The sequence below is a fragment of the Metapseudomonas boanensis genome (assembly GCF_042232855.1).
Classification (GTDB): Bacteria; Pseudomonadota; Gammaproteobacteria; order Pseudomonadales; family Pseudomonadaceae; genus Metapseudomonas; species Metapseudomonas boanensis.
In genome coordinates, this window is sequence record NZ_CP113889.1 from 2,466,617 (window position 1) to 2,478,807 (window position 12,191).

Consider the following 12,191-nt stretch of genomic DNA (forward strand, 5'->3'; position numbering starts at 1 on the left):
TCAAACCTCCAGAGGGCGCGCGGCGTGATTCAGGTCGGACAGCGACAGGCTACGGTCAAACAGGGACGCCAGGCTCTGGTCATGGCTGACGAACAGCAAGCTGGCGCCGGCTTCACGGCACTCGGCGAAGAGCAGTCGCAGGAAAGCTTCGCGGGCATCGGCATCGAGCGCCGAGGTGGGTTCGTCGGCGATCACCAGTTCCGGTTGGCCGATCAGTGCGCGGGCAGCGGCGACCCGCTGCTGCTGGCCGATGGAGAGGGCGTCAGCTCGACGTCCCAGCAGATCTTCCTTGAGACCGAGGTGGCGTAGCAGTGTAGCGGCGGCCTGGTCGACACTGCCGTGGCGCTGGCGCGCGCGTTCGGTGCGCAAGCGGGAGAAGTGACAGGGCAGCTCGACGTTCTCGCGCACCGAGAGAAACGGCAGCAGGTTGAATTGCTGGAAGATGTAGCCGGTGTGGTCGACTCGAAAGCGATCACGGGCGCTGGGGGAGAGCTGAGTCAACTCCTGGCCGAGCAGTCGGATGCTACCGCGATTGGGGTTCTGCACGCCGCCCAGCAGGCCGAGCAGTGTGGTTTTGCCACTGCCGCTGGGCCCCTTGAGGAACAGGCTTTCGCCTCGTTGCAGACGGAACTCGGGGATATCCAGCAGTTCCGGGTGGCCGGGCCAGGCAAAGCCCAGCCTCTGGAGTTCGATCAGTGTCTGGCTCATGGATGGCCAGCCGGGTTGCTCCGACTGGTTCTACGTTGGGTTAGAAACTGAGAGTGGCGTTGTCGCGGGTGAGTTCGGCACCTTGTTGCCCCTGCGGACCGATCAGTTGCACCTGAATTTTCTCGGTTGCAGGGAAGCGCTTGAAGAGTTGCGTGAGGTCAAGTTGCTGCAGGGCGTCGGGAGCCTGGCAGGTCATCTGGTAATGGGCGTGAACGTTGCTGTGCTCATGTTCGTGACCCTTGGCATGGTCTTCATGGGGCTCATCGTCATGGTGTGGCTCGTCGTCGAACAGTGGGCTCTCCAATTCTTGGGAGGCAACCGCGCAGATTGCCGCGTTAGGAATGCCGAAGAGAACCAGCGGCTGCACCAGTTCCTCACGGGCAGCGGCGGCCTTGGCCTTGTCCGATGCGCTTCGGGCCGCGTGCTCGAAACCGACCAGGTTCATCGCCGGGCTGTCCAGCTCCAGTTCCAGGGTGTTGCCGTCCAGGGCAGCATTCAAGCGCGCGATGCCATGCTCGTGAGTTTCAAGGCTGCCGTGCGCTTCTTGTTCGTGACCGTGGTCATGTCCGTAGGGCTGAGCGTGGGCGGCGGTCAGGGGTAGCAAGGCAAATGGCAGGGCAAGGAACAGGTGACGCATAGCGCTCTCCGGGAAATTTTGCGTTACGTTATAACAATTTTGGCTTGCTTGGCCAACCTGCTTGGCGCCCCGATGACCGGCGTGGGAGCATTACTGACAGTCTTTTGGAGGAGTTGGACATGCTGCGTATTCGCGGGCATATCGGGGAATGGGCGGTCGATCTTGCGGTGGAGATGGATGCCGAGGACTGGGACCGGCTGACCAGCCGCCTGACGGCCGAGGCGGGCGCCGTACCGCCGGCTGCGGTAGCCAGGCCGACTGAGCGTGGCGATGCGTTATGGGAGACCGCACAGCAGCTGCTGCGTGACGCCGGGCAGATGGAAGGGCCGCGGTTGTTGGCTGAGCTGGAAGCCCTGGCTGGTGGTGCGGCAGCGGGCAAGCGCCTGTTGGTGCGGCTGCGTCACAGTGAGCGGGTGCTTGTAGAGGTCGGCGAGGATGCGCCGCTATACATCTGGCGCGGTTGATGGCTAATTAGTGGCCCGGACTTCAGTCCGGGCTACGAGGGAGAGCGGAACAGTTGCTCAATAGATCGCCTGATACAGCTTGCGGCGGTAAGTGGTAACGAGTGGGTGGTCATTGCCCAGCAGGTCGAATACCTGAAGCAGGGTCTTGTGCGGCAGGCCGTCGGCATGGCTGCGGTTGCGGACGAATAGCTTGAGCAGACCATCCAGCGCCGGCTCGTATTGCTGGCGGGAGAGCTGCTGGATCGACAATTGATAAAGCGCCTCGTCGTCACCCGCGTCCTGGGCCAGGCGGGACTTCAGGCTGGCCACTTCCGGCAGATCGGCCGCCTGGCGCAGGAAGGTCAGTTGGGCGCGGGCACCGGCCAGGGCCTGTTTATGTTCGTCGCTCTTCACTGCATTCAGCACGGCTTCCGCTTCACCCAGTTCGCCACGCTCGGCGAGGCAGCGTCCATAAAGGATCAGCGCAGCAGCGTTGGTGTTGTCTTCGGTCAGCAGTTGCTTGAGCAGGTTTTCGGCTTCGCCGATGCGACCCTCGGCAAACAGAGCCTGGGCGCTGTCCAGCAGGTTGCATTCGGGCGCGGCCGGCTGCTGCACGTGGGGTTCAAGCATCGTGCGGATGGCCGATTCGGGCTGCGCACCAGCGAAACCGTCGACCGGCTGACCGTCCTTGAACAGCACCACGGTGGGCAAGCTACGGATCCCGAAGCGCATCACGATGTCCTGCTCGATATCGCAGTTGACCTTGGCCAGCAACAGCTCGCCTTGATAGGACTCGGTGATTTGTGCCAGCAGCGGCATCAGGGCTTTGCAGGGGGCGCACCAGTCAGCCCAGAAATCCACCAGTACGGGTTTCTGGAAGGAGCTCTGGATCACCGCCTGGTCGAAGTCGGCGCCGGTGGTATCGAAGATATAAGGGCTGTCGCTCATCTGAAGTCTCGAAAGCGCAAGAGATGTGCGAACTATAAAGGTGCCAGCGGCTGGACGGATACAGCGGAATGGCTATCTACCATGCCCGGAGCGGTTTCCTGTGGGGGCGAATTCATTCGCGAACCGGGTCGAAGACCCGGCCATGGACGTCCAGAGAGGGCCGCTGCGCGACCCATTGCGAAGGAGTTCGCACCCAAAGGTGTCTGCAGCTCGCCACTGAACAGTCAGCGAATGGCGTGATACAGGCTCACGTTGCGAAATTCCGCGGGCTCGGCCAGGTCCGGCCAGGTGCAGGCGTCCAGCACCGCCAGGCGGGTGTAAAGCGGGTGCTGGAAGTCGCGCACGCGCGAGTCGGCCACCAGAGCTTGGCGGCCGCGAGTGAGGAAGTGATCGAGCAGTGGCAGGTTGGCGCGGTCGTAGAGCACATCGGCGACGATGATCAGGTCGAAGCGATCCTGCTCCCGGAAGAAGTCCGTCGAGTAGCTGAGCGTCACGCCGTTCAGCTCGGCATTGGCACGGCAGGCCTCCAGGGCCAGCGGGTCCAGGTCGCAGGCTACGGCTTCAGCGGCGCCGGCCTTGGCGGCGGCGATGGCGGCAACCCCCGAGCCGGTACCAAAGTCGAGTACGCGCTTGCCGGCGACCCAGTCGGGCTTTTCCGCCAGCCAGCGTGCCAGGGCCAGGCCGCTGGCCCAGCAGAAGCACCAGTAGGGCGGTTCCTCTAGGATGCGGCGGGTTTCCTCGGGGCTGAAGGCGCGATCCATGTTCTCAGCGTCGATCAGCCAGAGTTTGAGGTCGGTGCCTGGCAGGGTTTCCGCACTGAGGCGGGCGTCGCCGAGCAACTGACTGAGCGCCTGCTGCAAGTGTTGCGGGGCAATCATGGGGCCGGTACCAGTTGCAGTGTGCCGAGGGCGCGGCTTTCGGGCTGGGTGATGAGCAACGGGTTGAGCCTCTGGATCAGGCGGCCGGACTGGCTGACACGGGCGCGTAACTCTACCCGCTCGCCCCTTGGGAAGGTCTCGGGGTTGAACAGCAGGCGAAAGGGCAGGGGACCGCCGTTGCCATTCAGTAGTTGGCTGCCGAGCAGGCGTAGCGGGCGGTCACGGCCATCGACTTGCAACAGCGCGAGCTCCACTTCGCTGCCGGCTGGCGGCTGTTGCAGGACTCCGCTGAGCTCGCGCAAGTGGGCGGGTGTCGCGGCCTCGACCTTGGGGGATGGGGCCACAGGCTTGGCTGGTGCCGGCGGCTCGCTGGAACAGGCGGCCAACAGGCCGGCGAGGAACAAGGGAATGTAGGGGCGCATGCTGGGTTCCTGAGCTTTGCGAGTCCGCCCATGGGCAACGTCCAGCGTTGGCATCCGCTGCATCCTGCGCGCATGCGCAAGAACCTGAACAGACTCTGTGCGCGGGCCTTATAGCGCAAAGCCAGCGGCTTGTCTTGCCCTCGGGATGCGCTACCATGGTCCACCTTTTGCCAATGCCTGCTGCCACGCCATGCACTGTCCCTTCTGCGGCGCCCACGACACCAAGGTCATCGATTCACGGCTGGTTGCCGAGGGCGACCAGGTGCGCCGTCGGCGCGAGTGCCTGGCCTGCGAGGAGCGTTTTACCACCTTCGAGACTGCCGAACTGGTCATGCCCAGGCTGATCAAGCAGGACGGCAGCCGCCAGCCTTTCGACGAGGACAAGCTGCGTGCCGGCATGCAGCGAGCGCTGGAAAAACGGCCGGTCAGCGTCGAGCGCCTCGAAGCCGCCATTGCCCATATCAAGCACAAGCTGCGCGCCACCGGCGAGCGTGAGGTGAAGTCGAGGGTCCTGGGCGAACTGGTGATGGCCGAGCTGCAGAAGCTCGACGAGGTCGCCTACATTCGCTTCGCCTCGGTCTACCGCCGCTTCCAGGACCTCAACGAATTCCGCGAGGAAATCGAACGCCTGGCCCGCGAGCCATCGAAAGACTAATGGACAGCAACGACCAGGCCTACATGGCCCGCGCCCTTGAGTTGGCGCGCAAAGGCATCTATTCCACCCATCCCAACCCCCGCGTAGGTTGCGTCATCGTGCGCGGCGGGCAGATCGTGGGCGAAGGCTGGCATGTCCGTGCCGGGGAACCCCATGCCGAAGTGCATGCCCTGCGCCAGGCCGGCGACCTCGCTCGCAGTGCCACCGCCTACGTCACCTTGGAGCCTTGCAGTCACCACGGCCGCACGCCACCCTGCGCCGATGCGCTGGTGAGTGCTGGCGTCGCCCGGGTGGTGGCTGCCATGCAGGACCCCAACCCGCAGGTGGCTGGCCGTGGCCTCAAACGCCTGGCGGATGCGGGCATCGATGTGCAGAGCGGCGTGCTCGAGGCCGATGCGCGGGCGCTCAACGTTGGCTTCATCAAGCGTATGGAGCAGGGCCTGCCCTTTGTGCGGGTCAAGCTGGCGATGAGCCTGGACGGTCGTACGGCCATGGCCAGCGGCGAGAGCCAGTGGATCACCGGCCCCGAAGCACGCGCTGCGGTACAGCGCCTGCGGGCTCGCTCCAGTGTGGTGCTGACGGGTGCCGATACGGTTCTGGCCGATGGCGCGCGCCTTACCGTGCGTCCGGACGAGCTGGGGCTGAATGCCGAGCTCACTGCCCTGGCGCTCAGTCGTCCGCCACTGCGGGTGCTGGTCGATGGCCGCCTGCGGGTGCCACTCGATGCTCCGTTCTTTCAGGCAGGTCCTGCGTTGGTGGCCACCTGTGCCGCAGTCGAGTCAGGTGAGCCATTCAAGGCGGCGGGTCATGAGCTGTTGTGCGTCCCGGGTATGGATGGCCAGGTCGATCTGCGCCAACTGTTGAGGGAGCTGGCCGCGCGTGGAGCCAGCGAGGTATTGGTCGAAGCCGGACCGCGCCTGGCAGGGGCGTTCGCCAGTGCCGGGCTGGTGGATGAGTACCAGCTGTTCGTCGCCGCCAAGTTCCTCGGTTCCAGCGCGCGCCCGTTGCTGGACTGGCCGCTGGCGCGAATGGCCGAGGCCCCGGAACTGAAGATCATCGAGATGCGTGCGGTCGGCGACGACTGGCGCGTCATCGCCGTGCCTCGCCGCGACAGCTGAACACTGGCCTGGGCGCATCGCGCGATGGGGCGATGCAACTTCCCCGTGACTGTGATAAAACGCCTGCCAGTCATGTTCAATGCATGGCTGAAACGTTCTCAGGGCGGGGTGCAAGTCCCCACCGGCGGTAATTGCGCGCAAGGCGCAGAGCCCGCGAGCGCCTGCTTGCAGGAGCCTTCTCACGATTAGGCGAGCTAGAGCGAGACAAGGTGCAACGACCAACGGGAGTAACAGCCATAGGCTGGCCCGAAGGGGGAGCGCCAGCGAATCAAACAACCGAGGAAGCGAAGTTTACGAGTGTAAATGAGCATTCCGAGGCTGTTTTCAACGCCGTATCGCCGATGCGCAGCAAATCGTGGGCTGGCTCCCTGGCAGGGTCAGCAGACCCGGTGAGATCCCGGGGCCGACGGTAACAGTCCGGATGAAGAGAGAACGGGATTGCCTGCATAGGCTCAGGTACCTTCGTGCCTGCGTATATCCCATTCGATCCGAAAGCCCTGTTTTTTACGAAACAGGAGTTCCATCGATGTCACAAGCAACAGTCCAATCCCTACCGACGCCGGCGGCCTGCCTGCGCGCGGGCGAGGGGCGGGCGCCTATAATGCGTCTTCTGCCGGCCAGCGCCGGCCTGGTTCTAGCTCTGGAGGCCCCATGTTCACTGGCATAATCGAAGCCATTGGCACCATTCGCGCGCTGACCCCGAAGGGCGGTGACGTCCGCGTCCTGGTGGAAACCGGCAAGCTGGACCTGGGCGACGTCAAGCTGGGCGACAGCATCGCGGTCAATGGCATCTGCCTGACCGCCGTCGAGCTGCCGGGCAACGGCTTCTGGGCCGATGTCAGTCGCGAGACCCTGGCCCGTTCGGCATTCGACGACCTCAAGCCAGGCAGCCGAGTCAACCTGGAAAAGGCCCTGACTCCCTCGAGCCGCCTTGGCGGCCATCTGGTCAGCGGCCATGTCGACGGCGTCGGCGAAGTCGTGGCGCGGGAAGACAACGCCCGTGCCGTTCAATTCAGGATCCGCGCACCGCGTGAACTGGCGAAATACATTGCCCTGAAAGGGTCGATCACAGTCGACGGCACGAGCCTGACGGTGAACGCGGTGAATGGTGCCGAGTTCGAGCTGACCATCGTTCCGCACACCCTGGGCGAGACCATCATGGCCGACTACCGGCCAGGGCGCCGGGTCAACCTCGAGGTGGACTTGCTGGCCCGCTACCTGGAACGCCTGCTGCTGGGCGACAAGGCAGCCGAGCCCCAGGCGTCCGGCCTGACTGAAAGTTTCCTGGCCGAACACGGCTACCTCAAACACTGAATTCATAAGGAGGGCCCATGGCTCTCAACACGATTGATGAACTGATCGAAGACATCCGCCAGGGCAAGATGGTCATCCTCATGGATGACGAGGATCGCGAGAACGAAGGCGACCTGATCATGGCCTCCGAGTGCGTGCAAGCCGAGCACATCAACTTCATGGCCAGGTTCGCTCGCGGCCTGATCTGCATGCCGATGACCCGCGAACGCTGCGAGCTGCTCAAGCTGCCGCTGATGGCACCGCGCAACGGTTCCGGCTTCGGCACAAAGTTCACCGTCTCCATCGAGGCGGCCGAGGGCGTGACTACCGGCATTTCCGCCGCTGACCGCGCCCGCACCGTGCAGGTAGCCGCCGCCAAGAGCGCCAAGGCCGAGGACATCGTCAGCCCCGGTCACATCTTCCCGCTGATGGCCCAGCCGGGCGGCGTGCTGGCCCGTGCCGGCCACACCGAAGCGGCCTGCGACCTGGCTCGTATGGCGGGCTTCGAGCCCAGCGGTGTGATCTGCGAAATCATGAATGACGACGGCACCATGTCCCGTCGCCCCGAGCTGGAGGCCTTCGCCGCCGAGCACGGGATCAAGATCGGCACGATCGCCGACCTCATCCATTACCGCCTGATCCATGAGCGCACCATCGAGCGCATTGCCGAGCAACCATTGGACAGCGAGGTGGGCCACTTCAACCTGGTGACCTACCGCGACTCCGTCGAAGGCGACATCCACATGGCCCTGACCCTGGGTACCATCAGCCCCGACGAGCCGACCCTGGTGCGGGTGCACAACATGGACCCGCTGCGCGACCTGTTCATGGTCAACCAGGCTGGCCGCTGGAGCCTGAGGGCCGCCATGTCCGCCGTGGCCAAGGCCGGCAGCGGCGTGGTGCTGTTGCTGGGCAATCCGCTGACCGGTCCGCAACTGCTGGCCCACCTGGAGCGTCAGCTCGGTGCGGATGCCAAGGTCACCAACCCGACGACCTACAGCACCGTGGGTGCCGGTTCGCAGATTCTGCGTGACCTCGGGGTGCGTAAGATGCGCCTGATGAGTTCGCCGATGAAGTTCAATGCGATATCCGGTTTCGACCTGGAAGTTGTAGAATACTTGCCCGCTGAATGACCCGCAGGGCCCCGGCCAAAGAATGGTCGGGGCCCTCGCTCTTTAATTGACGAGAACTCGCCCATGTCCCTGAAGACCATCGAAGGTACCTTCATCGCCCCCAAAGGCCGCTATGCCCTGGTGGTCGGCCGTTTCAACAGCTTCGTCGTCGAAAGCCTGGTGAGCGGCGCCGTAGACGCCCTGGTTCGCCACGGTGTTCGTGAAGACGACATCACCCTGATTCGCGCTCCAGGCGCCTTTGAAATCCCGCTGGTAGCCCAGAAGGTCGCCCAGCAAGGCGAGTACTCCGCCATCATCGCCCTCGGCGCGGTCATTCGTGGCGGCACCCCGCACTTCGAATACGTAGCCGGTGAATGCACCAAGGGCTTGGCCCAGGTTTCCATGGAGTTCGGCGTTCCGGTCGCCTTCGGCGTCCTCACCGTCGACTCCATCGAGCAGGCCATCGAGCGTTCCGGCACCAAAGCAGGCAACAAGGGCGCTGAAGCTGCCCTGTCCGCCCTGGAGATGGTCAGCCTGCTGGCTGCCCTGGAGGCCAAGTGAGCAACGCAGACGGTTCGGCGCCCAAGGCACCGAAAGGCAAGATCGCAGCCCGTCGCCAGGCCCGCAGCCTGGCGATGCAAGCGCTGTACTCGTGGCATATCGCCGGCCAGGCACTCAACGAGATCGAGGCGCAGTTCCGCGTCGACAACGATTTCAGTACGGTCGACGGCGCGTACTTCCACGAGATCCTGCACGGCGTGCCCCGCCTGAAGACTGAGATCGACGCAGCCTTCCTGCCCTGCCTGGATCGCGCCATCGAGGAAGTTGATCCGGTCGAACTGGCGATCCTGCGCCTATCCACCTACGAGCTGATGAACCGCGTCGATGTGCCTTATCGTGTGGTCATCAACGAAGGTATCGAACTGGCCAAGGTGTTCGGCGCTACCGACGGGCACAAGTTCGTCAACGGCGTGCTGGACAAGCTGGCTCCGCGCCTTCGTGCAGCGGAAGTCCGCGGCGGCAAGCGCTGATCGCAGCCTGGCCTGTGGGTGAGTTCGAGCTGATCCGTCGCTTCTTCGCCTCTGCCGCCTGTGCGGCCGGAGGCGAAGGCATTGCCCTGGGCATCGGCGATGATTGTGCCTTGCTGCACCTGCCGGCCGGCGAACAGCTTGCAGTGTCGACCGACACCCTGGTGTCCGGGGTGCATTTCCCCCAGGACGCCGACCCCTATCGCCTCGGCCAGCGCGCGCTGGCAGTTTCCGCCAGTGACCTGGCCGCGATGGGCGCCACGCCCCTGGCCTTCACCCTGGCGCTGACCCTGCCCGATGCCCGGGCCGACTGGCTCGAGGAATTTGCCCTCGGCTTGTCCAGCATGGCCCGCGACTGCCACCTGGGCCTGGTTGGCGGCGACACCACCCGTGGCCCGCTGAGCCTGACCCTCACCGTCTTCGGCCGCGTGCCGGCCGGTCGCGCCCTGACCCGCGCCGGGGCACGCTCAGGTGACCTGCTTTGCGTTGGTGGCAGCCTGGGTGATGGTGCTGGCGCCTTGCCGCTGGTGCTGGGGGAGCGGGAGGACAGCAGCCCCGAGGCGCATTACCTGCTGCAGCGCTACTGGGCCCCGCAGCCCCAACTGGCCCTGGGCCAGGCCTTGCGCGGGCGAGCGACTGCCGCGCTGGATATCTCCGATGGCCTGTTGGCTGACTGTGGCCATATCGCCGCGGCGTCTTCTGTGGCGCTGTGGGTAGAGGCCGCGCGCCTGCCCCTGTCGCCAGCCCTTCAACAACTGTTCCCAAGGGATTTCGCGCTCAACTGTGCGTTGGCCGGCGGTGATGATTACCGCCTGGCCTTTACCCTTCCCGCGAACGAACTGCCTGCCGTACAGGCCGCCTGGCCGGATGTCCGCGTGGTTGGCCGGGTCGAGGCCGGGCAGGGCGTGCATCTGCTGGACGCGGCCGGGAACGAATCACGGCCACCAGCGCTGGGTTATCAACATTTCGGGAGTCAAGGTGACTGATCGCGAATCGGCCTCTACACAGCCGATCCCCCATTCGGTATGGAGCAACCCCTGGCATTTCATCGCCTTCGGCTTCGGTTCCGGCACATTGCCCAAGGCGCCCGGCACCTGGGGCTCGATGGTGGCGCTGCCGTTCATCCCGTTGTGGCAGATGCTGCCCGACTGGGGCTACTGGCTGATGCTCGGGGTGACCATGCTGTTCGGCTTCTGGCTCTGCGGCAAGGTGGCCGATGACCTGCGCGTGCATGACCATGAAGGCATCGTCTGGGACGAGATGGTCGGCATGTGGATCACCCTCTGGTTGGTGCCGGAAGGCTGGCACTGGCTCCTGCTAGGCTTTGTAGTGTTCCGGGTGATGGATATCGTCAAGCCCTGGCCGATCCACTGGATCGACCGTCACGTCCATGGCGGCGTGGGGATCATGCTCGATGACGTGCTGGCCGGCGTGTTCGCCTGGTTGGCAATGCAGTTGATTATCTGGGGCCTGGCCTAAGGCTCCAGGGAGCATTCGTCGGGAGGGGGCCTGCGGGAGGTCGGGTGATGCGCCATTGGATACTGGGTGTTCTGATCGCCTGCCTCGTCCTGCCCGTGGCGCGGGCACAAGACCTACCGCCAACTGAAATTCGCCTGGCCAGTGAAGTCTGGCCGCAACATACCGAGGCTGACGGCACGGGGCTGGGCTGGGACGTGCTGCGCAAGGTGTTCGAGCCCGAAGGCATCCTGATCAAGATCCGTTCCGTGCCCTACACGCGTTCGATCGGGCTGGTACAGCGGGGGGATGCGGACGCCTGGCTGGGCTCCTATCGCAATGAGGTGAAGGGCGTGGTCTATCCACGTTGGCACTATGACGCCGATCAGGTTTCCGCGCTCTCCCTTGCTTCAACGCAGGCTCCGACGCTGGCCACCATCGGCCAGTATCGACTGGTCTGGGTGCGTGGCTACGATTACCAGGACTACCTGCCCAACCTGCGCCACTTCGGGGAGATCCAGCGTCGAGCCGGCGTGCTGTCGATGCTTGACCAGGGACATGTGGATTTCTTCATCGATGCGCACACCGAAGTCGACGGCGTGCTCAAGGATTCGCCGCAGCCCGAGCGCTACCGGGTGACGCTCCTGAGGAGCCTGCCGCTTTACCTCGGGTTTGCCGATACCCCGCGCGGGCGCCATCTGGCTGAGGTCTTCGACCGGCGGATGACGGCACTGGTCGCCAGTGGCGAGTTGCGTCCGCTGTTCAAACGCTGGAAGCAACCTTACCCCTTCGACAAGGACCTGGAGACGCCCCATGCCGCGCAGTGAGTCATACCTGGCAGCCCTCATCCTGCTGGCCGTTGCGAACTTCGCCGGAGCGGCCCAGGTGCAGGTCGTCGGGCTTTTTCCCGGCGCCGCGGTGATCAACGTCGACGGTCAGCGCAAGCTGGTGAAGGTCGGGCAGACTGGTCCGGGCGGCGTTCAGGTGATCAGTGCCGACAGCAAGGGCGCGGTGCTGCGGATCGACGGTGTCGAGCGCGCCTACGGGCTGTCCCGGGAATACAACGAGATGGGCAGCACCGGCTCACTGCAGAAGACGCAGCTGAGTGTCGCTCGTGGTAACGACGGCCACTTCCAGGTGGCGGGTTCGATCGATGGTCACCCGGTGCAGTTCCTGATCGATACCGGCGCGACCAGCGTAGCGATGAACGAGAACCAGGCACGTCGCCTGGGCATCGATTACCGGGTGACCGGGCTGCCGATGAAGGCCAGTACCGCTGCAGGTCCCGTCAACGCCTGGCGCGTGAAGTTCGACCGCGTCAAGGTCGGGGCCATCGAGGTGCTTGGCGTCGAAGGCGCAGTCATCGAGGGCGGGGCCCCGGTCGACGTGCTGCTGGGCATGAGCTTTCTCAACCGTGTCCGTTGGCGCGAAGAGCAAGGTGTGCTGATGCTGGAGTCCAAATTCTAGGGGCCTGCCGTGGCCGTGATCGACCAA

The 12,191-nt window shown here is 64.6% G+C and carries 16 protein-coding genes; 11 read left to right on the forward strand and 5 right to left on the reverse strand.

The genetic code is table 11. From position 1 onward, the window contains the following. Window positions 1–708 carry an ABC transporter ATP-binding protein gene (locus OXH74_RS11365; protein ID WP_375741264.1) on the reverse strand — a complete coding sequence of 236 codons (708 nt, stop codon included), beginning with the start codon at window positions 706–708 and terminating at the stop codon, window positions 1–3. Window positions 709–748: 40 nt separating this feature from the next. Further along, a complete protein-coding gene (locus tag OXH74_RS11370; RefSeq protein ID WP_375741265.1) occupies window positions 749–1,345 on the reverse strand; it encodes a DUF2796 domain-containing protein in 597 nt (198 codons plus the stop codon). A 119-nt stretch (window positions 1,346–1,464) separates the two neighbouring features. On the opposite strand from OXH74_RS11370, the gene OXH74_RS11375 reads away from it, so the two are divergent. Continuing rightward, window positions 1,465–1,809 (forward strand): hypothetical protein, encoded by a 345-nt coding sequence (locus tag OXH74_RS11375; protein ID WP_375741266.1) that lies wholly within the window; start codon window positions 1,465–1,467, stop codon window positions 1,807–1,809. Between the two features lie 57 nt (window positions 1,810–1,866). On the opposite strand, the gene trxA is transcribed toward OXH74_RS11375, so the two are convergent. From trxA to OXH74_RS11390, 3 genes are all read right to left on the reverse strand, one after another. Continuing rightward, window positions 1,867–2,736, reverse strand: a complete 870-nt coding sequence (trxA, locus tag OXH74_RS11380) for a thioredoxin (protein ID WP_375741267.1) — start codon at window positions 2,734–2,736, stop codon at window positions 1,867–1,869. A gap of 224 nt (window positions 2,737–2,960) precedes the next feature. After that, complete coding sequence (locus OXH74_RS11385) at window positions 2,961–3,614, reverse strand: methyltransferase (protein ID WP_375741268.1); 654 nt, start codon at window positions 3,612–3,614, stop codon at window positions 2,961–2,963. Then, window positions 3,611–4,036, reverse strand: coding sequence for a YbaY family lipoprotein (locus OXH74_RS11390; RefSeq protein WP_375741269.1), 426 nt, complete (start codon window positions 4,034–4,036; stop codon window positions 3,611–3,613). Before OXH74_RS11390 ends, OXH74_RS11385 begins: the two co-directional genes overlap by 4 nt. Before the next feature lie 190 nt (window positions 4,037–4,226). Here OXH74_RS11390 and nrdR point away from each other — a divergent pair, with 190 nt between their 5' ends. The 10 genes from nrdR to OXH74_RS11440 all read left to right on the forward strand — a co-directional run bounded on the left by nrdR (window position 4,227) and on the right by OXH74_RS11440 (window position 12,164). Then, window positions 4,227–4,691 (forward strand): transcriptional regulator NrdR, encoded by a 465-nt coding sequence (nrdR, locus tag OXH74_RS11395; protein ID WP_044872644.1) that lies wholly within the window; start codon window positions 4,227–4,229, stop codon window positions 4,689–4,691. After that, entirely contained in the window at window positions 4,691–5,809 is a 1,119-nt protein-coding gene (gene ribD, locus OXH74_RS11400) for a bifunctional diaminohydroxyphosphoribosylaminopyrimidine deaminase/5-amino-6-(5-phosphoribosylamino)uracil reductase RibD (RefSeq protein WP_375741270.1), read from the forward strand. The genes nrdR and ribD overlap by 1 nt, the downstream gene beginning before the upstream one ends. Window positions 5,810–6,460: 651 nt before the next feature. After that, window positions 6,461–7,123 (forward strand): riboflavin synthase, encoded by a 663-nt coding sequence (locus OXH74_RS11405; protein ID WP_375741271.1) that lies wholly within the window; start codon window positions 6,461–6,463, stop codon window positions 7,121–7,123. A gap of 17 nt (window positions 7,124–7,140) precedes the next feature. Continuing rightward, window positions 7,141–8,235, forward strand: a complete 1,095-nt coding sequence (gene ribBA / locus OXH74_RS11410; RefSeq protein ID WP_215377772.1) for a bifunctional 3,4-dihydroxy-2-butanone-4-phosphate synthase/GTP cyclohydrolase II — start codon at window positions 7,141–7,143, stop codon at window positions 8,233–8,235. 63 nt (window positions 8,236–8,298) lie between these two features. Beyond that, window positions 8,299–8,775 (forward strand): 6,7-dimethyl-8-ribityllumazine synthase, encoded by a 477-nt coding sequence (ribE, locus tag OXH74_RS11415; protein ID WP_215377774.1) that lies wholly within the window; start codon window positions 8,299–8,301, stop codon window positions 8,773–8,775. Then, window positions 8,772–9,245 carry a transcription antitermination factor NusB gene (gene nusB, locus OXH74_RS11420; protein WP_375741272.1) on the forward strand — a complete coding sequence of 158 codons (474 nt, stop codon included), beginning with the start codon at window positions 8,772–8,774 and terminating at the stop codon, window positions 9,243–9,245. The genes ribE and nusB overlap by 4 nt, the downstream gene beginning before the upstream one ends. Window positions 9,246–9,259: 14 nt before the next feature. After that, a complete protein-coding gene (thiL, locus tag OXH74_RS11425; RefSeq protein WP_375741273.1) occupies window positions 9,260–10,228 on the forward strand; it encodes a thiamine-phosphate kinase in 969 nt (322 codons plus the stop codon). Beyond that, a complete protein-coding gene (locus tag OXH74_RS11430; protein ID WP_215377782.1) occupies window positions 10,221–10,721 on the forward strand; it encodes a phosphatidylglycerophosphatase A in 501 nt (166 codons plus the stop codon). The genes thiL and OXH74_RS11430 overlap by 8 nt, the downstream gene beginning before the upstream one ends. Before the next feature lie 47 nt (window positions 10,722–10,768). After that, window positions 10,769–11,524, forward strand: a complete 756-nt coding sequence (locus tag OXH74_RS11435; protein WP_375741274.1) for a substrate-binding periplasmic protein — start codon at window positions 10,769–10,771, stop codon at window positions 11,522–11,524. Beyond that, complete coding sequence (locus OXH74_RS11440; protein WP_375741275.1) at window positions 11,511–12,164, forward strand: TIGR02281 family clan AA aspartic protease; 654 nt, start codon at window positions 11,511–11,513, stop codon at window positions 12,162–12,164. The genes OXH74_RS11435 and OXH74_RS11440 overlap by 14 nt, the downstream gene beginning before the upstream one ends. The last annotated feature ends 27 nt before the right edge of the window (window positions 12,165–12,191 follow it).